Origin of the sequence: Billgrantia desiderata (assembly GCF_900108215.1) — a bacterium.
Classification (GTDB): domain Bacteria; phylum Pseudomonadota; class Gammaproteobacteria; order Pseudomonadales; family Halomonadaceae; genus Halomonas; species Halomonas desiderata.
On the sequence record NZ_FNVC01000026.1, the window covers coordinates 1 to 25,649 of the forward strand.

Annotated in this window: 27 protein-coding genes and 1 pseudogene; 12 read left to right on the forward strand and 16 right to left on the reverse strand. The window is 66.2% G+C overall.

Annotated features, from left to right (window positions below; all coding sequences use genetic code 11):
* Nucleotides 1–280: group II intron maturase-specific domain-containing protein (locus C4S71_RS18660; protein ID WP_304481819.1), on the forward strand; the 280-nt coding region annotated here is incomplete at its 5' end.
* 180 nt (nucleotides 281–460) lie between these two features.
* On the opposite strand, the gene C4S71_RS18665 is transcribed toward C4S71_RS18660, so the two are convergent.
* On the reverse strand, nucleotides 461–1,363 hold the full coding sequence (locus tag C4S71_RS18665; RefSeq protein WP_103970174.1) for a LysR substrate-binding domain-containing protein: 903 nt from the start codon (nucleotides 1,361–1,363) through the stop codon (nucleotides 461–463).
* Nucleotides 1,364–1,451: 88 nt separating this feature from the next.
* On the opposite strand from C4S71_RS18665, the pseudogene C4S71_RS18670 reads away from it, so the two are divergent.
* A pseudogene (locus C4S71_RS18670) lies at nucleotides 1,452–2,306 on the forward strand (DMT family transporter); the annotation flags it as partial.
* 10 nt (nucleotides 2,307–2,316) lie between these two features.
* Here the strand turns inward: C4S71_RS18670 and trmB are convergent.
* From trmB to thiS, 3 genes are read right to left on the reverse strand one after another with little or no spacing between them, the layout of a single operon-like run.
* Complete coding sequence (trmB, locus tag C4S71_RS22800) at nucleotides 2,317–3,057, reverse strand: tRNA (guanosine(46)-N7)-methyltransferase TrmB (protein WP_103970176.1); 741 nt, start codon at nucleotides 3,055–3,057, stop codon at nucleotides 2,317–2,319.
* Nucleotides 3,058–3,081: 24 nt separating this feature from the next.
* Nucleotides 3,082–3,876, reverse strand: a complete 795-nt coding sequence (locus C4S71_RS18680) for a thiazole synthase (protein WP_103970177.1) — start codon at nucleotides 3,874–3,876, stop codon at nucleotides 3,082–3,084.
* A gap of 56 nt (nucleotides 3,877–3,932) precedes the next feature.
* The gene (thiS, locus tag C4S71_RS18685; protein ID WP_086509171.1) at nucleotides 3,933–4,133 is read right to left on the reverse strand and encodes a sulfur carrier protein ThiS; all 201 of its coding nucleotides are present in this window, start codon (nucleotides 4,131–4,133) and stop codon (nucleotides 3,933–3,935) included.
* 104 nt (nucleotides 4,134–4,237) lie between these two features.
* On the opposite strand from thiS, the gene C4S71_RS18690 reads away from it, so the two are divergent.
* A complete protein-coding gene (locus C4S71_RS18690) occupies nucleotides 4,238–4,642 on the forward strand; it encodes a DUF423 domain-containing protein (RefSeq protein ID WP_086509170.1) in 405 nt (134 codons plus the stop codon).
* Here the strand turns inward: C4S71_RS18690 and C4S71_RS18695 are convergent.
* Together C4S71_RS18695 and C4S71_RS18700 are read right to left on the reverse strand one after the other, a co-directional pair.
* Nucleotides 4,618–5,031, reverse strand: a complete 414-nt coding sequence (locus C4S71_RS18695) for a PaaI family thioesterase (protein ID WP_010625792.1) — start codon at nucleotides 5,029–5,031, stop codon at nucleotides 4,618–4,620. The two genes, C4S71_RS18690 and C4S71_RS18695, sit on opposite strands and share 25 nt — an antisense overlap.
* A 132-nt stretch (nucleotides 5,032–5,163) precedes the next feature.
* Nucleotides 5,164–7,350 carry a malate synthase G gene (locus tag C4S71_RS18700; RefSeq protein WP_086509169.1) on the reverse strand — a complete coding sequence of 729 codons (2,187 nt, stop codon included), beginning with the start codon at nucleotides 7,348–7,350 and terminating at the stop codon, nucleotides 5,164–5,166.
* Nucleotides 7,351–7,655: 305 nt separating this feature from the next.
* Here C4S71_RS18700 and C4S71_RS18705 point away from each other — a divergent pair, with 305 nt between their 5' ends.
* Nucleotides 7,656–8,639: an alpha/beta hydrolase gene (locus tag C4S71_RS18705; protein ID WP_086509168.1), complete on the forward strand. Its 984-nt coding sequence runs from the start codon at nucleotides 7,656–7,658 to the stop codon at nucleotides 8,637–8,639.
* Entirely contained in the window at nucleotides 8,633–9,112 is a 480-nt protein-coding gene (locus C4S71_RS18710) for a hypothetical protein (protein ID WP_103970178.1), read from the forward strand. The genes C4S71_RS18705 and C4S71_RS18710 overlap by 7 nt, the downstream gene beginning before the upstream one ends.
* A 173-nt stretch (nucleotides 9,113–9,285) precedes the next feature.
* Here C4S71_RS18710 and C4S71_RS18715 read toward each other — a convergent pair whose 3' ends face one another.
* Complete coding sequence (locus tag C4S71_RS18715; protein WP_086509166.1) at nucleotides 9,286–10,791, reverse strand: YifB family Mg chelatase-like AAA ATPase; 1,506 nt, start codon at nucleotides 10,789–10,791, stop codon at nucleotides 9,286–9,288.
* A gap of 221 nt (nucleotides 10,792–11,012) precedes the next feature.
* Nucleotides 11,013–11,342 (reverse strand): accessory factor UbiK family protein, encoded by a 330-nt coding sequence (locus C4S71_RS18720; protein WP_086509165.1) that lies wholly within the window; start codon nucleotides 11,340–11,342, stop codon nucleotides 11,013–11,015.
* A 285-nt stretch (nucleotides 11,343–11,627) separates the two neighbouring features.
* Here C4S71_RS18720 and C4S71_RS18725 point away from each other — a divergent pair, with 285 nt between their 5' ends.
* From C4S71_RS18725 to glnK, 3 genes are all read left to right on the forward strand, one after another.
* Entirely contained in the window at nucleotides 11,628–11,966 is a 339-nt protein-coding gene (locus C4S71_RS18725) for a P-II family nitrogen regulator (protein WP_010625805.1), read from the forward strand.
* Nucleotides 11,967–11,996: 30 nt separating this feature from the next.
* Nucleotides 11,997–13,322: an ammonium transporter gene (locus C4S71_RS18730; protein ID WP_103970179.1), complete on the forward strand. Its 1,326-nt coding sequence runs from the start codon at nucleotides 11,997–11,999 to the stop codon at nucleotides 13,320–13,322.
* Nucleotides 13,323–13,457: 135 nt separating this feature from the next.
* Nucleotides 13,458–13,796: a P-II family nitrogen regulator gene (glnK, locus tag C4S71_RS18735; RefSeq protein WP_086509163.1), complete on the forward strand. Its 339-nt coding sequence runs from the start codon at nucleotides 13,458–13,460 to the stop codon at nucleotides 13,794–13,796.
* A gap of 85 nt (nucleotides 13,797–13,881) precedes the next feature.
* Here the strand turns inward: glnK and C4S71_RS18740 are convergent, their stop codons facing one another.
* Entirely contained in the window at nucleotides 13,882–14,658 is a 777-nt protein-coding gene (locus C4S71_RS18740) for a ferredoxin--NADP reductase (RefSeq protein ID WP_103970180.1), read from the reverse strand.
* Between the two features lie 146 nt (nucleotides 14,659–14,804).
* Between C4S71_RS18740 and C4S71_RS18745 the strand changes: the two genes are divergently transcribed.
* Nucleotides 14,805–15,731 carry a LysR family transcriptional regulator gene (locus C4S71_RS18745; protein WP_103970181.1) on the forward strand — a complete coding sequence of 309 codons (927 nt, stop codon included), beginning with the start codon at nucleotides 14,805–14,807 and terminating at the stop codon, nucleotides 15,729–15,731.
* 20 nt (nucleotides 15,732–15,751) lie between these two features.
* Here the strand turns inward: C4S71_RS18745 and C4S71_RS18750 are convergent, their stop codons facing one another.
* The 6 genes from C4S71_RS18750 to phnD form a co-directional block, all read right to left on the reverse strand.
* Nucleotides 15,752–17,815, reverse strand: coding sequence for a methyl-accepting chemotaxis protein (locus C4S71_RS18750; protein ID WP_103970182.1), 2,064 nt, complete (start codon nucleotides 17,813–17,815; stop codon nucleotides 15,752–15,754).
* Nucleotides 17,816–17,948: 133 nt separating this feature from the next.
* Nucleotides 17,949–18,377, reverse strand: a complete 429-nt coding sequence (locus tag C4S71_RS18755; protein ID WP_086509159.1) for a host attachment protein — start codon at nucleotides 18,375–18,377, stop codon at nucleotides 17,949–17,951.
* Between the two features lie 103 nt (nucleotides 18,378–18,480).
* Nucleotides 18,481–19,290 (reverse strand): phosphonate ABC transporter, permease protein PhnE, encoded by an 810-nt coding sequence (gene phnE / locus C4S71_RS18760; protein ID WP_103970183.1) that lies wholly within the window; start codon nucleotides 19,288–19,290, stop codon nucleotides 18,481–18,483.
* The gene (gene phnE, locus C4S71_RS18765) at nucleotides 19,284–20,093 is read right to left on the reverse strand and encodes a phosphonate ABC transporter, permease protein PhnE (protein ID WP_103970184.1); all 810 of its coding nucleotides are present in this window, start codon (nucleotides 20,091–20,093) and stop codon (nucleotides 19,284–19,286) included. The genes phnE (C4S71_RS18760) and phnE (C4S71_RS18765) overlap by 7 nt, the downstream gene beginning before the upstream one ends.
* Complete coding sequence (gene phnC, locus C4S71_RS18770) at nucleotides 20,080–20,889, reverse strand: phosphonate ABC transporter ATP-binding protein (RefSeq protein WP_086509156.1); 810 nt, start codon at nucleotides 20,887–20,889, stop codon at nucleotides 20,080–20,082. The genes phnE (C4S71_RS18765) and phnC overlap by 14 nt, the downstream gene beginning before the upstream one ends.
* 74 nt (nucleotides 20,890–20,963) lie before the next feature.
* The gene (phnD, locus tag C4S71_RS18775) at nucleotides 20,964–21,965 is read right to left on the reverse strand and encodes a phosphate/phosphite/phosphonate ABC transporter substrate-binding protein (protein WP_086509155.1); all 1,002 of its coding nucleotides are present in this window, start codon (nucleotides 21,963–21,965) and stop codon (nucleotides 20,964–20,966) included.
* 188 nt (nucleotides 21,966–22,153) lie between these two features.
* On the opposite strand from phnD, the gene C4S71_RS18780 reads away from it, so the two are divergent.
* The 3 genes from C4S71_RS18780 (at nucleotide 22,154) to C4S71_RS18790 (ending at nucleotide 24,933) form a co-directional block, all read left to right on the forward strand.
* The gene (locus tag C4S71_RS18780) at nucleotides 22,154–22,744 is read left to right on the forward strand and encodes a histidine phosphatase family protein (protein WP_103970185.1); all 591 of its coding nucleotides are present in this window, start codon (nucleotides 22,154–22,156) and stop codon (nucleotides 22,742–22,744) included.
* A 119-nt stretch (nucleotides 22,745–22,863) separates the two neighbouring features.
* Nucleotides 22,864–23,292, forward strand: a complete 429-nt coding sequence (locus tag C4S71_RS18785; RefSeq protein ID WP_103970186.1) for a hypothetical protein — start codon at nucleotides 22,864–22,866, stop codon at nucleotides 23,290–23,292.
* 105 nt (nucleotides 23,293–23,397) lie between these two features.
* Nucleotides 23,398–24,933 (forward strand): sensor domain-containing diguanylate cyclase, encoded by a 1,536-nt coding sequence (locus C4S71_RS18790; protein WP_103970187.1) that lies wholly within the window; start codon nucleotides 23,398–23,400, stop codon nucleotides 24,931–24,933.
* Here the strand turns inward: C4S71_RS18790 and C4S71_RS18795 are convergent.
* Nucleotides 24,911–25,639 carry an amino acid ABC transporter ATP-binding protein gene (locus C4S71_RS18795; RefSeq protein WP_103970210.1) on the reverse strand — a complete coding sequence of 243 codons (729 nt, stop codon included), beginning with the start codon at nucleotides 25,637–25,639 and terminating at the stop codon, nucleotides 24,911–24,913. The two genes, C4S71_RS18790 and C4S71_RS18795, sit on opposite strands and share 23 nt — an antisense overlap.
* Nucleotides 25,640–25,649: the final 10 nt, after the last annotated feature.

Consider the following 25,649-nt stretch of genomic DNA (forward strand, 5'->3'; position numbering starts at 1 on the left):
CGACGTGAAGCGTCCACTGGAAGCGCTGGATGGTTGGATACGTCGCCGACTGCGCTGCGTGATCTGGCGGCAGTGGAAGCGCCCGCGGACCCGGCGTCGTAAGCTCTTGGCGCTGGGGCTGGACGACTATCGGGCGTGGAAGTCAGCGGGAAATGGGCGAGGCGCCTGGTGGAACGCCGGGGCCTCGCACATGAATCAGGCCCTGCCAAGGAAGTGGTTTGATGGACTGGGCCTGATCTCGGTACTCGATACGGTAAGAGGGCTTAGCCGTTCTTCATGAACCGCCGTATACCGAACGGTACGTACGGTGGTGTGGGAGGGCGCCGGGGGTGACCCCGGCCCCTACCCGATTTCAGCCCCCCCTCATTGCTGCTCTTTACCGGGTCAGGGTCTTGCCTGTGCCTCCTCTGGAGGCGCCTTTTTTGTGCAAAAAACACATCCCCTGTTTTTGTCCCCCGACTCATCCGGCTCCGCGCCAGGGGCCGCGTCCTCGCAGACGCTCGCGCAGCAGCTCGGCCAGGGCCTGGGCGGCAGGCTGCGAGGCGGGTGCAATGGCGCGGGCGAAATGCAGCTGCGCTTCGCAGCGGCCGAGAGCGGGCAGGCCTTCGGCCTCGCCCAGCTCGCGCATGGCAGGGGTCAGGCGTTCGCGGTCGAGCACGCTGATCGCCAGCCCCGTCTCCACCGCGCGCTCGATGGTGTGGATGCTGGTGCTGGTGAACAGCGCGTGCCAGGGCCTGCCGAGCCGCTCCAGGGCTTCGGTGGCCAACGCCCGGTAGGGGCAGTCGACCTCGTGCAGGGCCAGCGGCAGGCTGTCCCGCTCGGTCAGGTTGGCGGCACGCGGCGCGGCCCATACCGGTGTGGTGCGCCACAGCGGCTCGCCGCCGGGCAGTGCGATGGGCCGGTCCAGCACCACTGCCAGGTCCAGCCGCGAGCGCTCCAGTTGCCGCACCAGCTCGCCGCTGGTGGCCGTCACCGCCTGCAGCAGCACCTCGGGGTGGTGCGAGGTGAACTCGGGCAGCACGTCGCCGAGCAGCTCGCGGGCATAATCCTCGGGCAGGCCGAAGCGCACCTTGCCCCGCAGCCCGCGCCCGGCATAGCGGGCCAGGATTCCGTCGTGCATGCGCAACAGCTCCCGCGCCTCCTGCAGCAGTGCCGCCCCGGCGGTAGTGGGCACCACGCCACGCGGGTCACGCTCCAGCAGGCGGACGTCGAGCAACGCCTCCAGGCGCTTGATCTGCATGCTGATGGCGCTGACGGTGCGGTGCCGCTGCTCGGCCGCCGCCGCCAGCGAACCGAGCTGGGCCGCAGCCTGAAAACTGCGCAGCAGTTCGAGATCCAGCGTTGCCGACGAGACTTCAGCCATATTGAATCCTGCCTACAAAATATATCGCTTCATTGAAGCCGGGATGACCGTCAAGCTCAAGCATCGTTATCAATGAGGGAGCACGACGATGCCAGCACAGGTTCCTGCGCTACTGATCGCCATCGGCTTCGTGGTGTGCTGGAGTTCGGGCTTCGTCGGCGGTCGGCTGGCCAGCGAGCTCGACACGCCGGTGCTCGACCTGTTCGCCTGGCGCTTCCTGCTCGCTGCGCTGCTGGTGGCGCTGTGGTGTCGTCTGACGCTTGGCGCGCTTCCGGCAATACGCGACATGAGGCGCGAGATGCTCGTGGGCAGCCTGACCATGGGCGGCTATCTGCTGGGAGTGATCGTGGCCATCGATCTCGGCGTCAGCGCCGGCATCACGGCGCTGATCGCGGCCCTGCAGCCGCTGCTGGCGGCAGCCCTGGCCGGACGCTGGCTGGGCGAGCGCCTGGGCGCATACGGCTGGCTGGGGATGGTGCTGGCCACCCTGGGCGTGGCGCTGTGCGTGGGCGACGACATGCAGCGATCGCTGGCTGCGCCGGGGTGGGCCTATCTGCTGCCGCTGCTGTCGGTCGCAGCAGTGACGCTCGGCAGCCTGCTGGCGGTGCGCCAGCCCTCGGTACTGCCGCTGCCGACGGCGCTGCTGGCCCAGCTGCTCGCGGCCGGCGGCATCTTCCTGGTGGCCGCCTGGGTGATGGGGGGCGGCAAGCTGACCGCCCCCGGCTTCGAACCTGCCGTGCTGGTGGCCATGAGCTGGCTGGTGGTGCTGTCGAGCCTGGGCGGCTACGGCTTCTTCGTCGCCAGCCTGCGCCGGCTGGGCGTCACCCTGACCTCGGCGCTGGTGCATCTGACCCCGGGAGTGACGCTGCTGTGGGCCGCGGCGATGTTCGGCGAACGCCTCGGCCCCACCGGCCTGGCAGGCATGGCGCTCGCCGGGGCGGGCGCCGGCCTGGCTATTCGCAGCGCTCGAAGATCAGGTCCCACACGCCGTGGCCCAGACGCTCGCCGCGGGCCTCGAACTTGGTCAGCGGACGAAACTCGGGACGCAGCACATAGGGCGCCGTCGCGGGCGTCGCCGTATTGACGTAGCCCGGCGCGGCTTCCATCACCTCGGCCATCCACTCGGCGTAGGCCTGCCAGTCGGTGGCCATGTGCAGCTTGCCGCCCAGCTCGAGTCGGGTGCGAATCAGCTCGACGAAGGCGGGTTGGACGATGCGCCGCTTGTGGTGCTTCTTCTTCGGCCAGGGGTCGGGGAAGAACAGCTGCAGAGTGCTGATGCTGGCCTCAGGCAGGCACTGCTCGAGCACCGCCAGGGCATCCTCACGGTAGACGCGGATGTTGGTCAGGCCGCGCTTGTCGGCCTCGTCGAGCAGCTTGCCCACGCCCGGAGCGTGCACCTCGATACCGATGAAGTCGGTATCGGGGTGGGCCTCGGCCTGCTCGATCAGCGAGGCGCCCATACCGAAGCCGATCTCCACCACCCGCGGCGCCCGGCGTCCGAACAGGGCGTCGAGATCCTGCCGCCCCTCGGCCAGGGTCAGGCCCAGCCGCGGCCAGACCTCTTCCAGGCCGCGGGTCTGGGCCTGGGTCATGCGGCCGGCGCGCAGCACGTAGCTCTTGATGCCGCGACGATGCAGCGGGGCGTCCGGCCCTTCCGGGCCGGTGGTCGAGGGGTCGCGTTGCGGGTCACTCATGGATTCGTTGCGGCTCCGGTGAATTCAGCCGTTGATGCGGCCGGCAAAGGGAGAGGAGGGATCGGCGCTCTGACGGCGCGGCATGCGTCCGGCGAGGAACGCCTCGCGCCCGGCCTCGACGGCCTTCTTCATGGCGCTGGCCATCAGCACCGGCTGGCGGGCGTGGGCGATGGCAGAGTTCATCAGCACGCCGTCGCAGCCCAGCTCCATGGCCATGGCGGCGTCGGAGGCGGTGCCGATGCCGGCATCCACCAGCACCGGCACGCTGGCCTGCTCGATGATCAGGCGGATGTTGTGCGGGTTCTGAATGCCGTGGCCGGAGCCGATCAGCGAGCCCAGCGGCATGATCGCGCAGCAGCCCAGGCGTTCGAGCTCCTGGGCCACGATGGGATCGTCGCTGGTGTAGACCATCACGTCGAAACCGTCGCGGATCAGCTCCTCCGCCGCCTTGAGGGTCTCGACCACGTTGGGGTAGAGGGTCGAGTCGTCGCCGAGCACCTCGAGCTTGACCAGCTTGTGACCGTCGAGCAGCTCACGCGCCAGCTTGCAGGTGCGCACGGCGTCCTTGGCGGTGTAGCAGCCGGCGGTGTTGGGCAGCAGGGTGAAACGCTCCGGCGGCACCACGTCGAGCAGGTTGGGGCCGGCCTCCTGGCCCAGATTGGTACGGCGCACGGCGAAGGTGACGACCTCGGCGCCCGAGGCGGCGATGGCCTCGGCGGTCTCGTCGAAGTCCTTGTACTTGCCGGTACCGACCAGCAGGCGTGAGGTGAAGGCGTGGCCGGCAATCCGCAGCGGCTGATCCTGGAAGAAGTCTGTCATCGCGTGGGCCTGTAGTTGTAGCGGGTCTTGTAGCGGGAACCGTCGGCGGGCGGCAATCAGCCGCCGCCGATGGCGTGAACGATCTCGATGCGATCGCCGTCGGCCAGGCGCGTGGCACCGTGCTCGCTCTTCGGCACGATCTCCTCGTTGCGTTCGACGGCGATGCGCCGACCGGTCAGGCCAAGGTCGTCGACCAACTGCGCCACCGTAAGGTCGGGGGCAAGGTCGCGGGGCTCACCGTTGAGCTGGATCTGCATGGCGTCCCTCTCCAGTTGACGAGTGTCGCGGGCCCATATTGTAGCCCCTTAACGCCTCCCGGGGTACGGTAGGCGGCAATCCCAATCCCCCGAAGGAGAAAGAGATGCGCGATCGCGGATGGTGGTGCCTGGCAGCGCTGTCGGGCGGAGTGGCGGTCATGGCCGGCGCCTTTGCCGCCCATGCCCTGCAGGGCCAATTGCCCGAGCGGCTGCTGGCCGCCTTCGAGACCGGCGTGCGCTATCAGATGTGGCACACCCTGGCGATGCTCGGCGTGCTCGCCTGGCGCGCCTCGCATCCGCGGCGCGGGTTCGGCATCGTGCTGGGCCTGTGGGCCGCGGGGGTGCTGCTGTTCTCCGGCTCGCTGTATGCCATGGCGCTGACCGGGCTGCGCGGCCTGGGCATGGTTACCCCGTTCGGCGGCGTGCTGATGATTGCCGGCTGGCTGACGCTGGCCGTGGGCGCCTTGCGCGCGGGGCGCGACGCTCAGTCGGAGTCGGGAATGGCGTAGGTGGCGGTGACGTGGGCTACCGGGCGCTCGTCGCCGGCAGAGAAGAGCTGCACCTCGCCCACCGCCAGGCGCCGGCCCAGTTTGATCACGCGGGCGTTGGCGATGAGGTCGCGGTCGCCGCGGGCGCGACGCAGGAAATGGCAGTTGAGATCGGTGGTCACGGCCATCGGCTCGGGGCCGATCTGGGCCAGGATGGCCACGTAGAGGCAGACGTCGGCCAGCCCCATCATGGTGGGCCCGGAGACACTGGAACCGGGCCGCAGGTGCTCGTCCTCGATGGCCAGGCTCATGGTCGCCCGCATGTGATCGACCGCCTCGATGGTGCCGGCGCGCTGGGGGAAGACCTCGTCGAGAAAATCCTCGATGGCGGCGGCAGTCATCACGGTCATCGTCGGGCTCCCTGCTGGTTGTGATCGCGGATAGCGGTGGTGATCGTGGAGCCCAACATAACCCAAAGCGCCCCGGGCGGGTACCCGGGGCGCAGTGGATCAGGCGTTGGCCCGAGGATGAGACCTCGAGGATCAGCGCGCCTTGTGCACCGCCCGCCAGTGGTGCAACAGCGGCTCGGTGTAGCCGGACGGCTGCACGCGGCCCTTGAAGATCAGGTCGCTGGCCGCCTTGAACGCGGTGGAGGCCGCAAAGTCGGCGCTCATCGCGGTGTAGGCCGGGTCGCCGGCGTTCTGCTCGTCGACCACCTTGGCCATGCGCTCCAGGGTCTTCTGCACGCGCTCGGCGTCGACCACGCCGTGGTGCAGCCAGTTGGCGATGTGCTGGCTGGAGATGCGCAGCGTGGCACGATCCTCCATCAGGCCCACGTCGTGGATGTCCGGCACCTTGGAGCAGCCCACGCCGTGCTCGACCCAGCGCACCACGTAGCCGAGGATGCCCTGGCAGTTGTTGTCGAGCTCCTGCTGGATCGCCTCGTCGCTCCACTCCACTCGCTCGGCCACCGGCACGGTGAGCAGCTTGTCGAGCAGCTCTTCCAGCAGGGCAGGCTCGCCCTGGGCCTCGAGCTCGCGCTGGATCTCGGCGACGTCGATCTGGTGGTAGTGCAGCGCATGCAGGGTGGCGGCGGTGGGCGACGGCACCCAGGCGGTGTTGGCGCCGGCCTTGGGATGGCCGATCTTCTGTTCCAGCATGGCCGCCATCAGGTCCGGCATGGCCCACATGCCCTTGCCGATCTGGGCCCGGCCGCGCAGGCCGCAGGCCAGACCGACCAGCACGTTGTTGCGCTCGTAGGCGCCGATCCAGGCAGCATTCTTCATGTCGCCCTTGCGGATCATCGGGCCCGCTTCCATGGCGGTGTGCATCTCGTCGCCGGTACGGTCGAGGAAGCCGGTGTTGATGAACACCACGCGCGAGGCGGCCTCGGCGATACACGCCTTGAGGTTGACCGAGGTGCGCCGCTCCTCGTCCATGATGCCCATCTTGAGGGTGTCACGGGCCAGGCCCAGCAGGTCCTCGACGCGACCGAACAGCTCGTTGGAGAAGGCGACTTCCTTCGGCCCGTGCATCTTCGGCTTGACGATGTAGACCGAGCCGCTGCGGGAGTTGCGCGGGTCGTTCTCGCCCTTCTTGAGATCGTGCAGGGCCAGCAGGCTGGTCACGATGCCGTCGAGGATGCCCTCGGGCAGCTCGTTGCCGTCGGCGTCGAGCACCGCCGGGGTGGTCATCAGGTGGCCGACGTTGCGCACGAACATCAGCGAACGGCCGGGCAGGGTCAGGCTGCCGCCTTCCGGGGTGGTGTAGCTGCGATCGGCGTGCAGGCGACGGGTGAAGGTCTTGCCGCCCTTCTCGATCGCCTCTTCGAGATCGCCTTTCATCAGGCCCAGCCAGTTGGCGTAGACGCCGACCTTGTCCTCGGCGTCGACCGCCGCCACGGAGTCTTCGCAGTCCATGATGGCGGTCAGCGCAGCCTCGACCAGCAGATCCTTGACGCCGGCCGGGTCGGTCTTGCCGATGGGGTGGCTGGGATCGATCTGGATTTCCAGATGCAGGCCGTGGTTGGAGAGCAGAATCGACTCCGGGTTTGCCGCATCGCCGCTGTAGCCGACCAGCTTGCCCGGCTCCTTGAGGCCGGTCTCGCGGCCGCCTTCGAGGCTCACCACCAAGCGGCCGTCGCGCAGCACGTACTTGACGGCATCGCGGTGGGAGCCGGTAGCCAGCGGTGCGGCCAGGTCGAGCACGCCGCGGGCGTAGGCAATGACCTTCTCGCCGCGCTTGGGATTGTAGCCCGAGCCCTTCTCGGCGCCGCCCTCTTCGGAGATGGCGTCGGTGCCGTAGAGCGCATCGTAGAGGCTACCCCAGCGTGCATTGGCGGCGTTGAGCGCATAGCGCGCATTGCTCACCGGCACCACCAGCTGCGGGCCGGCCTGAATGGCCACTTCGCGGTCGACGTTGGCCGTGGAGACCGTCACCTGTGCGGGGGCGTCCACCAGGTAGCCGATCTCCTCGAGAAAGGCGCGATAGACGCTCATGTCGCGCACCGGACCGGGGTTCTCACGGTGCCAGGTATCCAGTTGCGCCTGCAGCCGCTCGCGCTCGGCGAGCAATTCACGATTTTTCGGTGTCAGATCATGAAAGATGGCGTCGACCCCGGCCCAGAAGCTCTCGGCATCGATGCCGGTACCCGGCAGGGCCTGGTCGTTGATGAAACGGTCCAGTTCAGCGGCCACCTGGAGACGATGGCGAGTGACGCGTTCGGACATGGAAGAGTCTCCTCCTGCGTGGCGGCCGACTATCCTGCTCTCGGCTCGCCGCAATTCGTGGGGGTGATACCACTGCGAGGCGCCAATTTTGTGGAAAACTGTTCCATATGTAAACCCGAAGGAAGGGCTACCCTACTAGACATAGGGTTAAGAGTCGTTTTTCTGACCAAATGGTCAACAAATATCGGCTACCGCAGCGATTCTCTCCTCGACAGCATGGCCGGAAGTTATACTCACTGCACGCTCGGTGTCGCGACAGATGAAAGGAATCGAAGGGAAAGTGTCTTGATACGCTGGAGCACGTCATGACCGACTTTACGCCCCTGCAGGCGCTGGGACCGGTGGCGCCCTTCCGTGCCGAAGGCGAGCCTTCGCTGGCGGACTACTTGGCGCATTACGGCCTGGCGCCGCTGCTCACCGAGCACGTCGGACTCTACGTTGGCTATACCGGCACCCAGCGCTATCAGCTGTGGACCCAGGTATGGAGCCCCGCGGAGCCCATCGGCACGGCCTTCGTGGTGCACGGCTACTACGATCACCTCGGTCTCTACCGCCACCTGCTGCAGCGGCTGCTGGAGCGGCGTTGGCGGGTGGTGATGTGGGACCTGCCGGGACACGGCCTGTCCAGCGGCAAACGCGCCTGCATCGACGACTTCGCCCACTATGGGGAGTGTCTGAATGCCTTGCAGGAACAGCTGGAAGGTAGCGGGCTGGCCCCCCGACCCTGGCTCGGAGTCGGCCAGAGTACCGGGGCCGCCATTCTCGCCACCGACGCCCTGAGCCACCCCGACGAGGATCGCTGGGCCGGCCTTGCACTGCTCGCGCCCCTGGTGCGCCCCTTCGGCTGGCCCCAGGCGGGGTGGCTGCACAGCCTGGTGGGCCCCTTCGTCGAGTCCCTGCCGCGTCGCTTCGGCGCCAACTCCACCGACGCCGAGTTTGCCGCCTTCCTGCGCGAACACGACCCCCTGCAGCCGGAGCACCTTTCGCTCAACTGGGTCAGCGCCATGCGCCGCTGGATGCCTCAGCTGCTCGCCCTGCCCCCGCGTGACCTCCCCACCCTGATCCTTCAAGGGGAGCAGGACGTTACCGTCGACTGGGAGTGGAATCTGGCGGTATTGGAGCGAAAATTTCCCAAGGCCCGCATCGAGCGTCATCCGGAAGCGCGCCATCATCTGGTCAACGAAGCCGAACCCATCCGCGACGCTCTGTTCAGATCACTCGACGGCTTCGTCGAAGAGCTGGAGCAGCGCCTGGCACCGGCCGCTCAGGAGCCTAACATTCGATGCTGAGACACATCGCGCTGCTCGCTCTTCTCATGTTGCTGGCGGGCTGTGCCGCCCAGCCTCCCGAGCCCGATCCCATTCGCCGCGCCCTGCAGAACCTGAGCGACCGCGCCGTCGACCGGGTGATCCAGGTGGATGCCCTGCAGCCCCCTGCCGACCAGGTGCTGCTGCTGGTCTCCCCCCAGGTGGACGATAGCCTCGAGATCGACAGCGACCGCTTCCTCGAAAGCCTCACCCGCGCCCTGTTGGGCGTGAGCGACGGCCCTCAGGTGCTCGACTGGCGCCCGGCGATGGCCGGAGAGGGTGGCGCTCACCAGTGGCGCATGGAGAGCCGGCTGGAAGCCACCGCACCGCGCCTGCGCCTGACCGACCGCGACCTGCTGCCCTACCGCCTCACGCTGTCGCTGCACCGCCCCGACAACGACGGCGCCCTGTGGCAGACCGAGGTCGAAGGCGCCTTCGACGCCACGGCGCTGTAAAGATCATCAGCAAGTATTGGCTCATTAGGAGAGGGTGTTTACACGCGTTACGAGCGACGGCCAGGCAAGGCGAAATCAATCGAAAAAGCGGAGTTTACTGGTTTGTAAATGAGCAATTTGAGATTGATTTCAACACACAGCATGGCCTAGCGCAGTAGCGTGTAAGCAGCCTCTCAACCCTGGCGCAATTGGCGATCTAGCTGCCGATACCCAATCGCCTCCATCAGCTCGCCGCGCTCCGGGTGCGGCTTTTCGGCCAGATCGGCCAGGGTCAGCGCCACCCGCAGCACCCGGTGGTAGGCCCGCGCCGAGAGGCGCAGGCGTTCGAGCACCCCGGCCAGCCAGGCGCGGTCGGCGGTGGAGAGCGCACAGGCCGCCTCCAGCTCGCGCCCGCCCAGATGAGCGTTGAGTGCGCCGCGGGCGTACTGGCGTTCGCGGGCGGCCATCACCCGAGCACGCACCACGGCGGAGCTTTCACCCACCTCGCGTGAAGTCAGCTGTTCCGGAGGCAGCGCCGGCACCTCGATCTGCAGGTCGATGCGGTCGAGCAGCGGCCCCGAGAGCCGCGACTGGTAGCGCTGGATCTGCGCCGCAGTGCATTGGCAGGCCTGGCGCGGGTCGCCCAAATGGCCGCAGGGGCACGGATTCATCGCTGCAACCAGTTGAAATCTAGCGGGAAACTTACGTTCGTGGTTGGCCCGGGCGATATGAATGCGCCCCGACTCCATCGGCTCGCGCATCACCTCCAGCACGTGGCGACTGAACTCGGGCAACTCGTCGAGAAACAGCACGCCGTGATGAGCCAGGGAGATCTCCCCCGGGCGCGGCCAGGAGCCGCCACCGACCAGAGCCACGGCGCTTGCGGTGTGGTGCGGCGCGCGAAACGGACGGCGCCCCCACTGCTCGGCCAGCGGCAGGCCGCACACCGAACGGATGGCGGCGACCTCCAGCGCCTCCTCCTCGGTAAGCTCGGGCAGGATGCCGGGCAGGCGGCTCGCCAGCATGGTCTTGCCGGTACCGGGCGGGCCGGCGAACAGCAGGTTGTGCGAACCCGCCGCGGCGATCTCCAGCGCACGACGCGCCTGGTGCTGGCCGCGCACGTCGGCCAGGTCGCCCTCGCGGGTGGCGGCCACCGGCGGCGCCTCGAGGCGGTGCGCGGCGATGGGCTGCTGGCCCAGCAAATGCGCCATGACGTCGAGCAGGTGCTCCGCCGGCAGCACCTGCAGATCGCCGGCCAGCGCCGCCTCGTCGGCATTTTCCTTAGGCACGATCAGCTTGCGTCCGGCCTTGCGTGCCGCCAGCGCCAGCGGCAGCACACCGCTGATGGGGCGCAGCCGGCCGTCCAGCGCCAGCTCGCCGACGCTCTCGATACCCTCGAGCGCCTCGCCGGGAAGCTGGCCGGAGGCCACCAGAATGCCCAACGCGATGGGCAGGTCGAAACGCCCGCCGACCTTGGGCAGGTCGGCGGGCGCCAGGTTGAGCACGATTCTGCGCGTATTGGGGAAGTCGAAGCCGGCGTTGACCAGGGCGCTGCGCACCCGTTCGCGGCTCTCCTTGACGGCGGCCTCGGGCAGACCCACCAGGGTCATTCCCGGCAGGCCGTTGGCCAGATGTACCTCGACCTGCACCTCGGGCGCTTCCAGCCCCAGGCCGGCCCGTGTGGCAACGATCGCCAGCATCTTGCGGTCCCTCGCTTTCCATTTGAGAAACGCTGAATAAATTGGCGAGCGAGATGAAGCGCAAGGCGCACGGAGCACAGGAACCGGAGCCTATGGGGTATAGGTGAGGATTCTGAGCACCGCGCAACGCAGCGATTCGCTCGCGCAGACATTTATGCAGTGTTTTATTAGCGTAAGGGCTAGATACTAGCACTGTGCTGTAGCGAGCTCTCCACGCTGGCTCAGCGCTTGGCTTCGCCGGGTTCGCCGTCGTCCTTGGCCGCATCCTCGGGCAGCGTGAGAGTCGCTTGGGTCACCGGGGTCTCGCGGGCCGCCAGCGCCTTCTCCAGCGCGGCCACCTGCTGCTCCAGCGCCTCGACCCGGATGCGTGTGCGCTGCAGCACGTCCATCAGGATGTCGAAATCCTCCCGCGATACCAGCTCGAGACGGTCGAAGGCGCCGCGTACGACCTGCTGTATCCCCTTCTGCAACTCTTCCGGCGCCTGGGCCGCCCCCTGCAGGCGCTCGCCGAGCTGCTGCGCCAGTCGGCTGATGGGGTCCTGACTCGCCATGGTGCGCTTCTCCTTTCGCCTGGGCATGTTGCCTTACAGCATACGCAAGGCACTGCAACGACGCATTCCCTTCTCGCGCTCCGACATGGCGCACCTGCACCACGCTCAGGCACCAAGCTGGTGCATGGACGTGCAATGCCCCTCCCCCACTTGGTGAATCGAGCCTCTTCCGTCCTGAAAAATGGCTGTAGGGAAAGGTTTTTTTCGGAAATGGCACGTAATGCGCATAAGCAGGGTACAGCAGCTGGCAACCCATCGCCCCACTACCAGCATGGAGAGACGCTAATGAAGCTCATCACCGCCATCATCAAACCCTTCAAGCTCGACGACGTGCGCGAGGCCCTGGCCGACAACGGCGTGCAAGGCATCACCGTGACCGAAGTGAAGGGTTTCGGCCGCCAGAAGGGCCACACCGAGCTCTACCGCGGCGCCGAGTACGTGGTCGACTTCCTGCCCAAGGTCAAGGTCGAGGTGGCCGTGGACGACTCCCGCGTCGAGAGCGTGCTGGATGCCATCTGCGGTGCGGCCAACAGCGGCAAGATCGGCGACGGCAAGGTCTTCGTGACGCCGCTGGAGGATGTGATTCGCATCCGTACCGGCGAACGCGGCGCCGAAGCCGTCTGATCGTCATAACGAGAACAACGGAGAACACTCATGAGTGAACTTGCCGAGTTGAGCTATGCGCTCGACACCTTCTATTTCCTGATCTGCGGCGTGCTGGTGATGTGGATGGCCGCCGGCTTCTCCATGCTGGAAGCCGGCATGGTGCGCGCCAAGAACACCGCCGAGATCCTGACCAAGAACATCGCCCTGTTCGCCATCGCCTGCACCATGTATCTGCTGGTGGGCTACTCGATCATGTACTCGAGCGACGCCGGCGGCATCCTGCCCAACCTGGGCGTACTGATCGGTGGCGAGAACAGCGTCGATGCGGTCACCGCCGGTGGTGAAGACGCCCCCTACTACTCCATGCGCGCCGACTTCTTCTTCCAGGTGGTGTTCGTCGCCACCGCCATGTCGATCGTCTCCGGCGCCGTGGCCGAGCGCATGAAGCTGTGGGCCTTCCTCGCCTTCGCCGTGGTCATGACCGGCTTCATCTACCCCGTCTCCGGCTACTGGACCTGGGGCGAGGGCTGGCTCGACGAACTGGGCTTCTCCGACTTCGCCGGTTCCGGCATCGTGCACTTGGCCGGTGCGGCCGCGGCCCTGGCCGGCGTGCTGATCCTCGGCCCGCGCAGGGGCAAGTACGGTAAGGACGGCAGCATTCATGCCATCCCGGGTGCCAACATGCCGCTGGCCACCCTGGGTACCTTCATCCTGTGGATGGGCTGGTTCGGTTTCAACGGCGGCTCGGAGCTCAAGCTCTCCGACGTGGCCTCGGCCAACAACGTGGCCCAGGTGCTGGTCAACACCAACGCCGCGGCGGCCGGTGGCGTCATTGCCGCGCTGATCCTGGCCAAGCTGTGGTTCCGCAAGGCCGACCTGACCATGGCGCTGAACGGCGCCCTGGCCGGCCTGGTGGCGATCACCGCCGAACCGCTGGAGCCCACTGCGCTGGGCGCGACCCTGATCGGTGCCGTGGGCGGCATCATCGTGGTGGCCTCCATCGTTACCCTCGACAAGCTGAAGATCGACGATCCGGTCGGCGCCATCTCGGTGCACGGTGTGGTCGGCATCTGGGGCCTGCTGGTAGTGCCGCTCTCCAACGGCGACGCCACCTTCGGTGCGCAGATCATCGGCGGCCTGGCGATCTTTGCCTGGGTCTTCGCTACCAGCCTGGCAGTGTGGCTGATCATCAAGGCGATCATGGGCGTACGTGTCAGCGAGGAGGAAGAGTACGAGGGGGTCGACCTGGCCGAGTGCGGCATGGAAGCCTACCCCGAGTTCAGCGTCGCCCGTGTCTATGGCGGCAGCGGTGGACGTCCGCAGTCCGGCGGCTACGCAGCCGGCGCGCCGATCGGCCAGCCCCGCCCAGAATAAACGCTTACCCCTTCCGGGCTCCCTGCGGGGAGCCTTTTTTTCTTCCTGACGAGGGCGGTGTATGCTTGAGGCCAGCCGATTCGTACCCGCCCGGGTTCGAGCGAAGAACCCCGCACGACAACGAGGAAACAGACCATGAAACTGGTGACCGCCATCATCAAGCCGTTCAAGCTAGACGACGTTCGCGAGTCGCTTTCGGAGATCGGAGTGCAGGGTATCACCGTGACCGAGGTGAAGGGGTTCGGCCGTCAGAAGGGCCACACCGAGCTCTATCGCGGTGCCGAGTACGTGGTCGACTTCCTGCCCAAGGTGAAGGTGGAGATCGCCATCGACGATGACCTGGTCGAGCAGGTGATCGATGCCATCACCCAGGTGGCCAATACCGGAAAGATCGGCGACGGCAAGATCTTCATCACCCCGCTGGAGCAGGTGATTCGTATCCGCACCGGCGAAACCGGCAAGGACGCGGTATAAGCCCAGACATACAAAACCCACGACCGTAAGGCCGTGGGTTTTTTTGAAGCTCGGCAAGCACCGAAACGTGAGCGAGCGTCCCGTTTTACTTCTCGACGAAGGCACGCTCGATGACGTAATCGCCGGGTTCGCCCATGCGCGGCGAGATGTTGAAGCCCAGGTCGTCCAGCAGAGCGCTGGTCTCGTCGAGCATCGCCGGGCTGCCGCAGATCATGGCGCGGTCCTGCTTGGGATCCATCGGCGCAATGCCGGTGTCCTCGAACAGCTTGCCGCTGCGGATATGATCGGTGAGGCGGCCCATGGTGTGGAACTCCTCGCGGGTCACGGTGGGGTAGTAGACCAGCTTCTCGCGGATCTCGTCGCCCAGGTATTCGTGAGCCGGCAGCTCCTGCTGGATGAAGTCGGCATAGGCCAGCTCGCTGACGCTGCGCACGCCGTGCACCAGGATCACCTTCTCGTAGCGCTCGTACACCTCCGGATCCTGGATCAGGCTCATGAACGGGGCCAGGCCGGTACCGGTGGAGAGGAAGTAGAGATTGCGCCCCGGCAGCAGGTCGTCGGTGACCAGGGTGCCGGTGGGCTTGCGGCTGACCATGATCTGGTCGCCGACCTTGAGGTGCTGCAGGCGCGAGGTCAGCGGGCCGTCGGGCACCTTGATGCTGAAGAACTCGAGGTGATCCTCGTAGTTGGGGCTGGCGATGGAGTAGGCACGCATCAGCGGTTTGCCGTTCACTTCGAGACCGATCATCACGAACTGTCCGTTCTTGAAGCGCAGGCTGCGCTCGCGGGTGGTGCGGAAGCTGAACAGGGTGTCGTTCCAGTGGTGGACACTGAGAACCTCTTCCAACGCAAACTTGCTCATGCCGGCTCCTAGATATTCCTATATCGAATAAAGCATTGGGCTAGATGATTTGCTTGCATTATAAGAGCGCAAGGTTTATCTGTTAATTGGATTGTATGGATATCCTTTATCCAGATTCCTGATATAGATCAACATCGAGCCGTTTCATGCACTTCACCCTGCGCCAACTCGAGGTCTTCGTCGCCGTCGCCCAGCATGAGAGCGTCTCTCGCGCCGCGCGGGCGCTCTCCCTGTCGCAGTCGGCCACCAGTACCGCCCTGGCCGAGCTCGAGCGCCAGTTCGACTGCCAGCTGCTCGACCGCATCGGCAAGCGGCTGCGGCTCAACGCCCTGGGCTTTCAGCTGCTGCCCAAGGCGGTGGCGCTGCTCGACCGCGCCGAGGAGATCGAGGAGATCCTGCACGGTCAGCAGGGCATCGGTTCGCTCGACGTGGGCGCCACCCTGACCATCGGCAACTACCTGGCGACGCTGCTGATCAGCGATTTCATGCAGCGCCATCCGGGCAGCCGGGTGCGGCTGGCGGTACGCAATACGCGGGAGATCATCGACCGCGTGCGTCAGCACGAGCTCGACCTGGGGCTCATCGAGGGTCACTGCGAGGAAGAGGACGTGATCACCCAACCCTGGGTGGAGGACGAGCTGTCGGTGTTCTGCTCACCGCGCCATCCGTTGGCCGGCCAGGGTCCGGTGGAGCTGGAGCGCCTGCTGCGCGAGGCCTGGATCATGCGCGAGCAGGGCTCGGGCACCCGCATGACGCTGGAGCAGGCCGCGAGGCACCGTCGCGGGCGCTTCAATACGCTGTTGGAACTGGAGCATACCGAAGGCATCAAGCGCGCGGTGGAGTCGGGGCTCGGCATCGGCTGCGTGTCGAAGCTGGCGCTGCGCGACGCCTTCCGCCGCGGCAGCCTGGTGCCGATTCCCACTCCCGAACTCGACCTGAGCCGCCAGTTCGCCTTCATCTGGCATCGTCACAAGTACCTGGCCACCGGCATGCGCGAGTTCCTGCGCCTGTGCCGGCAGATGACCGAGGGGGCCAGGCGCAGCGACGAGATCGATCTGCCGCCGGTCTCCTGACCCTCCCCACCCTCTGCCCGTCAGCGATCGCGCAGACGGAAGCCGCCGACGACTTGCGCCAGACGGTCGGCCTGCTCGCTGAGCTGCTCGGCGGCGGTGGTCGACTCCTCCACCAGCGCGGCATTCTGCTGGATCGTGCGGTCCAGATCGGCCACGGCCACGCTGACCTGGCCGATGCCGTCGCTCTGCTCGCCGGCGGCCATGCTGATCTCGCCCAGCATGTTGGCTACCCGGTTCACGCTGGCCATCAGCTCGCCCATGCTCTCGCCGGCGCGCCCCACCAGCTCCGTGCCGGTGATGACGCGCTGGCTGGAGGCCTCGATCAGCGCCCGGATGTCGCGCGAGGCTTCGGCACTGCGGGTGGCGAGCTGGCGCACCTCGCCGGCGACCACGGCAAAGCCGCGGCCGTGCTCGCCGGCCCGGGCGGCTTCGACCGAAGCGTTGAGCGCCAGCAGGTTGGTCTGGAAGGCGATGCCGTCGATGACCTTGACGATCTCACCGATCTGCTTCGACGAACGGCTGATCTCCTGCATGGTGTCCACCACCTGGCCGACCGTGTCGCCGGAGCGCTGGGCGACCTCGGCGGCCGACTTCGACAGGCCATTGGCTTCACGCGAGGAGGCCGAGGTGTGCTCCACCGTGGCCGAAATCTGCTCCATGGAGGCGGAGGTCTGCTGCAGGCTGGCAGCGGCCTGCTCGGTGCGCCGCGACAGATCCTCGCCGCCGCTGGCGATCTCGCTGGCCGCCAGGCGCACCGATTCGCTGCTGGCGCGCACGTCGAGCAGCACGTCGTGGATCTTGTCGACGAAGGCATTGAACTGGATGGCGAGTTCGGCGCTCTCGTCGCGCCCCCGCACCGGCAGGCGCTGGGTCAGGTCGCCGTCGCCGGAGGCGATGTCACGCATGCGGTCGGCCAACAGCCGCAGCGGGCGCGACACGCGGGTGCCGACCCACCACAGCGCGGCGAGCCCCAACGCCGCCAGCAGCAGGCCGACCACGGTCATGCCCAGGGTATCGGCCCGGCGCTGCTCGTTCATCATCGTCTGCAGCGCCGTGAGCTCTGCCATCACCGCCGCTTCGGGCAGCCGGATCATCAGCGTCCAGGGCTGCTCGCTGGCACCGATGGTAAAGGGCTGATAGCGCTCCAGCATGCCGTCGCGTACCAGGCTCACGCTGGTGCCCTCCGCCTGAGCCTGCTCGAGGGCCGACAGCACCTGAGCGTCGAAGGCTTCGCTTGCGGCATCGCCCAGCCGCTCGGCATTGGCGGTGTAGGCCACCAGCCCCCCGCGTCCCGCCACCAGTGCCATCTCGCCTGCGCCGCCGTAAAGTTCTCCGTTGGCCTGCAGCAGCAGCTCCTGGATGAAATCCAGCGAGAGATCGACTCCCGCCACGCCGCGAAACGCCCCCTCGACCAGGATCGGCACGTTGAACGAGGTCACCAGCAGCGTCTCGCCAGCGAAGTCGTAGGGCGCCGGGTCGATGATGCAGGGGGCGAGGGTCTCCCGCGGGCAGAGGTAGTATTCGCCCTCACGCACGCCGTTGGCGAGCTGCGCCGTGCTCTCCATGGTCTCTCCCAACGGCAGCACCTCGACGCCGCCCTCCCCGGTGCGATACCACCAGGGCATGAAGCGACCGCTGCCGTCGTAGCCGTCGCTTTCGCCAAGATCGGCATACAGGGCATCGCGGCCGAAGGCATCGGGCTCCCAGCCGATGAAGGCGTCCAGCAGCGAGGGGTTCTGCACCACCGTCTCGCGCACCAGGTTGGAGAGCTCGCGGCGGCTCAGGCCAAGGGCGGTGCGACCGCTGCCGTCCCGCTGCCCCATCAGCGCATTGGTATCGGCCAGTTGGGTGGCCAGGGTCAGGGCATGCTCGAGTTCGCGCTGGATCCTGCCGGCCTCGGCGTCCGCCAACACCGCCAGGCGCTCGTCTACGGCCCCTTCGAGCAGTTCGCGGGTGTGGGTCTCGACGGTCTGCTGGGTACGTGCCGAGGAGAACAGGGCATAGACGACCAGAGCCACGACCACTGCCAACAGGCAGGGCCCAGCCAGCAGGACCACGAATTGGCGGATCGATCTGAGGTGCATGGGCGTTCTCGCTGAAGTGGGTAGCATGTTTGCAGCGAAGTAAACTTCACAGCCATGCTCCTTCTATCGGCAAGAACGCCCCTATCTTGAATGCGCGCTTGAGTCCAAGCTCGAGTGCGAGGCTAAGATCGCTTCAGCGCATGTCGCTGACGGCCTTCTGGATATCGTTCAGCGGCGCCTTGGAGAGATCCTTGTCCAGGGTGTGGATGATCAGCTTGCTGGTCGGCCCGTCGATCTTGTCACGCAGCACGCCCAGGAAACGCGGTGGCGCGACGAGGATCAGCTTGTCCAGATGGTTGTCGACCCGAGCCTTGTAGATGCGTTCGGCAATCTGCTTAGCGAAGATCTCCGCCTCGTGATCCAGCGCCACGCTGTCACCGCGGCTGGAACGCCGCGTATGGGAGGTCGACTCGTCGACGGCTCCCGTCTCGCCGGTGACCAGGTCTCCCTCGTGCAGACGCCCTTCGGCGTGCACCAGGCTCTCCTTCTCCTCCAGCTTTAGCGCGTCGCGGGTGAATACGCGCGCCCTAGCCGCATCGGCCACCACGATATACGTTGTCATAGCCTCTCCTTGATGCAGTGAATGGAGCCCCATTGCGGGCCTTCGATTTCAACATGGCAAGGGCTGCCGGGAAGGTCAACCGGCCAACTCGCCGTCGCCCGCCTCAGAGCACCTTGCGTCGCAGCAGCCCCGTCACCGCCTCGCCGATCAGCACCAGCACGATGATGGCGATCAGAATGGTGGCCACCGTGGGCCAGGCGAAGGTGTCGATGGCGCCCTGCAGGATCACCCCGATACCGCCGGCGCCGACCAGACCCAGCACCGTCGATTCACGGATGTTGATGTCCCAGCGCAGGATGACGATGGCGAAGAAGGCCGGCATCACCTGAGGCACGACGGCGTAGACGATGACCTTGGCCTTGGAGGCGCCGGTGGCTTCCATGGCCTCCACCGGGCGACGGTCGATCTCCTCGATCGCCTCGCCCATCAGCTTGCCGATGAAGCCGATGGAGCGAAACATGATGGCCAATATTCCCGCCAGCACCCCGGGGCCGAAGATGGCCACGAACAGCAGCGCCCAGATGATGGTGTTCACCGAACGGCTGGCCACCAGGATGAAGCGCCCCAGCCACAGGCAGGCACGGTTGGGGGTGGTGTTCTGCGCGGCGATGTAGGAAACCGGCAGGGCGATGAAGATCGTCAGCAGGGTCGCCAGGGTGGCAATGTGCACCGTCTCCAGCAGCGCATTGGTGATCGCGGCAAGTCGCGAGGGATCGGGCGGCCACATGCGCGCGCCCAGGCTCGAGATCTGGTTGGGGGCGTCCCACACCCAGGGCCAGAAGATGTCGATGTCGCGTATCGCCCAGTAGACCACCATCACGGTGGCCAGCAGCACGCCATAGCGGATCAGTTGCTGCTTGCGGTCGTAGCGCCGCCAGACGCGATCGGCCAGGGCTCCGGCATGATCTACCATATCTTCTTCCTCACCCAGCCGCTGATGCCTTCACTGACCAGAATCACGGCGATGATCATGAGCAGGATGGCAAAGGCGAAATCGTAGTCGTAGCGGCCGAAGGCATTCATCAGGGTACCGCCGATGCCGCCGGCGCCAACGATGCCGACCACCGCCGAGGCGCGCAGGTTGCTGTCGAGCTGATACATGGAGAGCCCCACCTGGCGCGGCAGGATCTGCGGAAACACGGCATAGATCAGGGTTGCCAGGTAGCCCGCCCCGGCGGCTTTCATCGCCTCGACCTGACCCCAGTCGATCTCCTCGATCTCCTCCGCCAGCAGCTTGCCGACGAAGCCGATCGAATAGATCGTCAGGGTGAGGATGCCGGCCAGCGGACCGAAGCCCACCGCGGCCACGAACAGGATGGCGACGATCACCGGATGAAAACTGCGCGAGACGATGATTACCGCCCGCCCGAGCAGATAGATGGGCTTGGGCGCCACGTTCTTGGCCGCCATCACGGCGAAGGGAATCGACAGTGCCACCCCCATCAGCGTGGCCAGAATGGCGATCTGAAAACTCTCCTTGAAGCCGGTGATCAGCAGCCCGCTGCGCTCGAAGCTGGGCGGAAAGCCGCCGCCGAAGATACGCGCCGCCCGTGGCAGGCCCTCGCTGATGCGCGCCCAGTTGAACGGCAGCGAGCCGAAGGCCCACACCAGGTAGACGATCACCACCAACCACAGCCCATAGCGCAGCAGCGGGTTGGCGATGAAGGGCGGCTTGCGCCAGGTACGTGGCACGGCGGCCTGGTCAGGTCGAGTCATGGGCCACCCCCTGCTGCGCCGGGCGGCCGGGCTCCTCGGTGATCTCGTCCTCGGCCGTCTCGATGCCGCCGTAGATGGCGTCCAGCGCCTCCTTGCCGAAATCGGCCGGCGCGCCGTCGAAGATCATCCGGCCGTGGCGCAGGCCGACGATGCGTTCGGTATAGGCCTTGGCCTGGGCCACGTTGTGAATGTTGATCAGCACCGGCAGCGAGAGCTCGCTGGCCAGGCTCTGCAGCAGCTTCATGATCTGCTCGGAGGTGCGCGGATCGAGCGAGGCCGTGGGCTCGTCGGCCAGCAGGATTTCCGGTTCCTGCATCAGCGCTCGCACCACGCCGACCCGCTGGCGCTCGCCGCCGGAGAGTTCGTCGGCCCGCTTGTTGGCATAGTGGGCGATGCCCACCCGCTCCATCAGCGTGAAGGCACGCTCGATATCGCTCTGAGGATAGCGGCGGGTGATCGCCTGGTAGAGATTGACGTAGCCGAGCCGCCCCGCCAGCACGTTCTCCATCACCGTGAGACGGTCGATCAGGTTGAAGCCCTGAAACACCATGCCAATCTTGCGCCGGGCACGGCGTAGTTCGCGCCCGCGCAGGTGAACCAGTTCATTGCCGTTGAGCTTGATCGAACCCGAGGTGGGCTCCACCAGGCGGTTGATACAGCGCAGCATGGTACTCTTGCCGGCCCCGGAGGCGCCGACGATGGAGACCACGCTGCTGCCTTCGACCGTCAGGTCCAGCTCCTTGAGCACCGGCTCGTCACGGCCGTAACGCTTGACCAGCTTTGAAATTTCCAGCATTCACCCCACCTCGCGAAAAAAGAAACGGAGACGCCCCCGGCGAAGCCGAGGGCCCCGGCTGCTCGCTGCCAGGTTTACTCCTGCTCCAGGTCCTCGCGGGTGTAGCGCACGTCGTTGGCGGCCTGGATGGTGCGGATCACCTCCCAGTGCTCCTGGTAATTGATGGGAATGAACTTCTCTACGCCTTCGAACTCGTCGCCCAACGCCGTGCCCGCGAAGTCGAAGCTGAAGAAGGCTTCCTTGATCTTCTCGACCAGGTCAGGGTGCAGATTATGCGCATAGTTATAGGAGGTGGTGGGGAAGCGGTCGGACTCGTAGATCATGCGCACCTCCTCCTCATCGTAGAGTCCTCGCGCCGCCATACGCTCGATGACTTCTGAGGCCACCGGCGCGGCGTCATAGTCACGGGCGACCACGCCCAGCATCGACTGGTCATGGCTGCCGGAGTAGACCACCTCGTAGTCTTCGTCGGGCACGATGCCGAGCTCCGGGAACAGCGCCCTAGGTGCCAGATTGCCGGAGTTCGACGTGGGCGAGGTGTGCGCCACCCGCTTGCCACGCAGATCCTCCATCTCTTCGATGTCGGAATCGACGTGGGTGTAGACCTGCAGGGTGTAACCGAACTGACCGTCGTCGGAGCCCATCAGGGCGAACGGTACCGCGCCGGCCAGGTTCACCGCGAACGGCGTCGGGCCGGTAGAGAAGCCGGCAATGTGCAGCCGCCCGCTGCGCATGGCCTCGACCTGAGCCGAGTTGGACTGCACGGCAAAGAAGCGTACGTTACGCTCGGTCACCTCCTGGAGGTGATCGATGAAGGGCTGCCAGATGTCGGAGTAGATGGCAGGATCCTCCACCGGGGTATAGGCGAAGATCAGCGTATCGGGATTGGCCCACTCGGATTCGTCGGCGGGCAGATCGGCGACCATGTCGCCATCCTCATCGCAATACAGAGTGTCCAGGTCGCCCCGGGGGCAGTCGGCCTGGGCCTGCGCCGAGATCAGCAGGGCCAGAGGCAGCAGGCTGGAGAGAGCGAGGGCGGCGAAGGGCGGGCGGACGATGGATTTACTGGTTGTCATTGGCGTGTCTCTCTAATCGCTGTAGTTATGTGTACAACATTCCGTATGTAACGCCTAAGCAGACCTTGACACAAGGCAGCGGGATGACCTGACGCATTTTCCCGCCTATCCTGCTCGGAAGCGAACATACCAAAGCCTTCATGATCGCAAACGAAACTAACTCTCAATCTAGGTAGTATGACAAGACGATGTCAAACCGATTTCACCGCGCCTCGGGTTCGCGCCACAATCGCTACCTGCTGATGCGGCATGGTCATAGTGAAGCCAACGAGCGGCACCTGATCATCAGCACCCCGGCCAGGGGGCTCTCGGCGTTCGGCCTCTCCCACCGGGGCGAGGCACAGCTGCAAGAGCTGCTCGCCGACTGGCGCTGGCCGACGCCGACCCGCATCCTGCACTCCGACTTCCTGCGCACCACCGAAACCGCCACCCGAGTGGCCATGCACTTCGGTCTCGCGTTGCAACCCGAACCGCGCCTGCGCGAGCGTGCCTTCGGCGATTTCGAAGGCGGACCGGACAGCCACTATCCCGACGTCTGGGCGCTCGATGCTCACGACCCGGCGCATCGAGAGCATGGCGTGGAGAGCGCCGCCAGCGTCGCCGCTCGCATGCAAGGGGTGATCGCTTCGCTGGAGCAATCGCTGCGCCAGGAGACCGTGCTGTTGGTAAGCCACGGCGATCCGCTGCAGATCCTGCTGACCGCTCTCCAGGGCCGCCCGCTTGGTGAGCATCGCGCCCGTGACGCGCTGCTACCGGCCAGCATCACCTTGCTTGACTGAGCGGTGAAACGTTTCCCGACGTGACGGCTGACGCCGGCCGCGATCTGGGGTAGCATCGAACCGCCGGCAGGGATGTCGGCACGTTCATCGTATGCCGATGTGCCCTAGGGAGGAGCCCGATGCGTCAGTTTCTGTTTCCCCGCCGCCCCATGTCCCGCGGCGTTCTGCTCTTCTTCCATCTCCTGTTGCAGATGGGGCTGCTCGTCGCCGCCGCACTATGGCTGCTGCCACGCACCCCCTGGTTCGCTGCCACCGACTGGTACCTGGCCTGGCCCGAGCTGGCGGCGGGTGCCGGGCTGTGGCTGGCCGCAGCGTTCACGCTGCGCCTGCTCGTCGAACTCTGCCTGCTGCCTCATCACCTCGCCGCTCGTGCCGGCTTCGCGCCCGGCGACGTGGTGACGCGCTCCTTCGAGCGCCGCCCGGCAGTGCACGATGCCCAGGCCGCCTGGACCAGCGAGGCACGCTCGGTCGAGATCGAACCCAGCGTGCTGGGCAGTGCACGAGTGACGCGCCCCGCCGAGTCCCTCAAGCCTCAGGGCAGCATCTGACCTTCAACCGGCCAGGGTTCGGCATTGCCACCGAACACGTCATGGTGTAACCGCAATGTAAGGCTCTGTTATGATCGGTCTACCGCCCGATGGATGAGTCGACCCATGCCGGTTCCGATCCAGCCCGACGCCATGCGCCTCCTCGCCGCTCTCGCCAAGGGCAGCCGGGCCTTGATGAGGGGGCGCTTCTGGGGCGACGGCGTCGATGCACTGCTGGGCGAGATCGGCCAGGCTTCGGGGGCCAGCCGGGTATGGATCTTCCAGTTGCTGGAACTGCAGGACGAGGCGGTCATTCAGGACTATGTGTTCGAGTGGGCCGCCAAGCCAAGCTATCGTCAGCTCACGCAGAAGCGCTTTCGCTTCTTTGCCAGCGTTTTCGATGACCCCACCTATCGCCGCATGGTCGCCGAGCGCCAACGCGGCATGTCGCAACGCTTCATCACCGAAAGGATGGCGCCGGGGCCGCTGCGTGAGAACCTCGAGAGCCAGCAGATACTCTCGATGGTCACGGTTCCCATCATGGTGGACGGCCGCTGGTGGGGCACGCTGGGAATCGATGACTGCGAGCGCCCCCTCGACTGGGAGGGCGCCGGGCTCGACGCACTCGTCATCGCCGCAGAACTGATCGCCTCGTCACTCTATCGTCACCAGCTCGCCAGCCGCCGACGTCAGTTCGAGCTGTTTCAACAGGTCGCCGAATGCGGTATCTGGGAGATCGACCTGCATAGCGGCTCGACCTGGTGCTCTCGCGCCCTGCTGCGCACGCTGGGCTATCCCGACGACTATGCCCGCCTGCCGCTGCGACGGTTGCTGGCCCATATGCTCAGGGCCGACCGACAGCGCCTGTGGAAGCGGATGCGCCAGTGTCTGAGCGACTCAGGCGCAGGCCAGAGTTTTCGCCTGGACGTGCGGCTGCAGCGCCCTGAAACCCCGGCACGCTGGCATGAGATCGTCGCCGAACTGGCTTGCGACACCAGCGACCGGCCCAGCGTCGTATCGGGACTGGTCATCGACATCAGCCGTCGCAAGCAGGGAGAGGAGCGAGCCATGCTCGCCGCCGAGTACGATGAGCTCACCGGCGTGATGAACCGGCGCGGCCTGACGCGCCATCTGCAGACGACGCTGAAGCGCACCTCGACGACGCACTGCCATCTGTTGATGCTCGATATCGACCACTTCAAGCAGATCAACGATCGCTACGGACATCCCGCCGGCGATGCCCTGCTCAAACTGGTCGCCACACGGCTGGACAACGAGCTACGCGGCCAGGACGTGCTGGCCCGCATGGGCGGCGAGGAATTTGCGGTATTCGTCAGCGGGCTCGACGATGCTCAGGCCTGGCAGCTGGGCGAACGTCTGAGGACCAGCATCGCCGATACCCCCTTTTTGCTTCCCCCGCTGGCGGGCATGGCCGCAGCGCCGCCCGTCACCATCACGATCAGCATCGGTATCGCCCGGCTGATGCCCGGCCAGGATCAGGAGCACGCCCAAAGCCTGGCCAGCACTCAGGCCGACCAGGCGCTCTACGCCGCCAAGCGCGCGGGACGCAACCGCGTCATGGCGTATCCTCAGGCGACGCCGGCGTCGCAGCAAGCCACGCCGCCGGCGACCTCCCATCCTAGTGGCCGAGGATCTGACTGAGGAACAGCTGGGTACGCTCGGACTGCGGATTGTTGAAGAAGGGCTCCGGCGCGTTCTCCTCGATGATCTGCCCCTGGTCCATGAAGATCACGCGATCGGCCACGGTCTTGGCGAAGCCCATCTCGTGGGTCACGCAGAGCATGGTCATGCCCTCGTTGGCCAACTCGACCATGACGTCGAGCACCTCCTTGATCATCTCCGGATCGAGCGCCGAGGTGGGCTCGTCGAACAGCATCACCTCGGGGTGCATGCACAGCGAGCGGGCAATCGCCACGCGCTGCTGCTGGCCGCCGGAAAGCTGGCCCGGGTACTTGCGCGCCTGCTCGGCGATACGCACCCGCTCCAGGTAGCGCATGGCCTGCTCCTCGGCCTCGCGCCGCGGTTTCTTCTGCACCCACATGGGCGCCAGGCAGCAGTTTTCCAGCACGGTGAGGTGCGGGAAGAGGTTGAAGTGCTGGAACACCATGCCGACGTTGCGGCGGATCTGCTCGATGCGCTTGACGTCCTGGGTCAGCGGAATGCCGCCGACCACGATCTCGCCGGCCTGATGTTCCTCGAGGTGGTTGATGCAGCGGATCAGCGTCGACTTGCCCGAGCCCGAAGGGCCGCAGATGACGATACGCTCGCCGCGCTTGACCTCGAGATCGATGTCACGCAGCACATGGAAGTCGCCGTACCACTTGTTGACGCCGCGCATCTCGACCATGGGGGTCTCG

What these genes read in the sequence shown, in the direction of transcription:
- C4S71_RS18665 (WP_103970174.1), bottom strand. Translation starts at nt 1,363, where the DNA reads ATGGCTGAAGTCTCGTCGGCAACGCTGGATCTCGAACTGCTGCGCAGT.
- trmB (WP_103970176.1), bottom strand. Translation starts at nt 3,057, where the DNA reads ATGAGTGACCCGCAACGCGACCCCTCGACCACCGGCCCGGAAGGGCCG.
- C4S71_RS18680 (WP_103970177.1), bottom strand. Translation starts at nt 3,876, where the DNA reads ATGACAGACTTCTTCCAGGATCAGCCGCTGCGGATTGCCGGCCACGCC.
- thiS (WP_086509171.1), bottom strand. Translation starts at nt 4,133, where the DNA reads ATGCAGATCCAGCTCAACGGTGAGCCCCGCGACCTTGCCCCCGACCTT.
- C4S71_RS18690 (WP_086509170.1), top strand. Translation starts at nt 4,238, where the DNA reads ATGCGCGATCGCGGATGGTGGTGCCTGGCAGCGCTGTCGGGCGGAGTG.
- C4S71_RS18695 (WP_010625792.1), bottom strand. Translation starts at nt 5,031, where the DNA reads ATGACCGTGATGACTGCCGCCGCCATCGAGGATTTTCTCGACGAGGTC.
- C4S71_RS18700 (WP_086509169.1), bottom strand. Translation starts at nt 7,350, where the DNA reads ATGTCCGAACGCGTCACTCGCCATCGTCTCCAGGTGGCCGCTGAACTG.
- C4S71_RS18705 (WP_086509168.1), top strand. Translation starts at nt 7,656, where the DNA reads ATGACCGACTTTACGCCCCTGCAGGCGCTGGGACCGGTGGCGCCCTTC.
- C4S71_RS18710 (WP_103970178.1), top strand. Translation starts at nt 8,633, where the DNA reads ATGCTGAGACACATCGCGCTGCTCGCTCTTCTCATGTTGCTGGCGGGC.
- C4S71_RS18715 (WP_086509166.1), bottom strand. Translation starts at nt 10,791, where the DNA reads ATGCTGGCGATCGTTGCCACACGGGCCGGCCTGGGGCTGGAAGCGCCC.
- C4S71_RS18720 (WP_086509165.1), bottom strand. Translation starts at nt 11,342, where the DNA reads ATGGCGAGTCAGGACCCCATCAGCCGACTGGCGCAGCAGCTCGGCGAG.
- C4S71_RS18725 (WP_010625805.1), top strand. Translation starts at nt 11,628, where the DNA reads ATGAAGCTCATCACCGCCATCATCAAACCCTTCAAGCTCGACGACGTG.
- C4S71_RS18730 (WP_103970179.1), top strand. Translation starts at nt 11,997, where the DNA reads ATGAGTGAACTTGCCGAGTTGAGCTATGCGCTCGACACCTTCTATTTC.
- glnK (WP_086509163.1), top strand. Translation starts at nt 13,458, where the DNA reads ATGAAACTGGTGACCGCCATCATCAAGCCGTTCAAGCTAGACGACGTT.
- C4S71_RS18740 (WP_103970180.1), bottom strand. Translation starts at nt 14,658, where the DNA reads ATGAGCAAGTTTGCGTTGGAAGAGGTTCTCAGTGTCCACCACTGGAAC.
- C4S71_RS18745 (WP_103970181.1), top strand. Translation starts at nt 14,805, where the DNA reads ATGCACTTCACCCTGCGCCAACTCGAGGTCTTCGTCGCCGTCGCCCAG.
- C4S71_RS18750 (WP_103970182.1), bottom strand. Translation starts at nt 17,815, where the DNA reads ATGCACCTCAGATCGATCCGCCAATTCGTGGTCCTGCTGGCTGGGCCC.
- C4S71_RS18755 (WP_086509159.1), bottom strand. Translation starts at nt 18,377, where the DNA reads ATGACAACGTATATCGTGGTGGCCGATGCGGCTAGGGCGCGCGTATTC.
- phnE (WP_103970183.1), bottom strand. Translation starts at nt 19,290, where the DNA reads ATGGTAGATCATGCCGGAGCCCTGGCCGATCGCGTCTGGCGGCGCTAC.
- phnE (WP_103970184.1), bottom strand. Translation starts at nt 20,093, where the DNA reads ATGACTCGACCTGACCAGGCCGCCGTGCCACGTACCTGGCGCAAGCCG.
- phnC (WP_086509156.1), bottom strand. Translation starts at nt 20,889, where the DNA reads ATGCTGGAAATTTCAAAGCTGGTCAAGCGTTACGGCCGTGACGAGCCG.
- phnD (WP_086509155.1), bottom strand. Translation starts at nt 21,965, where the DNA reads ATGACAACCAGTAAATCCATCGTCCGCCCGCCCTTCGCCGCCCTCGCT.
- C4S71_RS18780 (WP_103970185.1), top strand. Translation starts at nt 22,154, where the DNA reads ATGTCAAACCGATTTCACCGCGCCTCGGGTTCGCGCCACAATCGCTAC.
- C4S71_RS18785 (WP_103970186.1), top strand. Translation starts at nt 22,864, where the DNA reads ATGCGTCAGTTTCTGTTTCCCCGCCGCCCCATGTCCCGCGGCGTTCTG.
- C4S71_RS18790 (WP_103970187.1), top strand. Translation starts at nt 23,398, where the DNA reads ATGCCGGTTCCGATCCAGCCCGACGCCATGCGCCTCCTCGCCGCTCTC.
- C4S71_RS18795 (WP_103970210.1), bottom strand. Translation starts at nt 25,639, where the DNA reads ATGGTCGAGATGCGCGGCGTCAACAAGTGGTACGGCGACTTCCATGTG.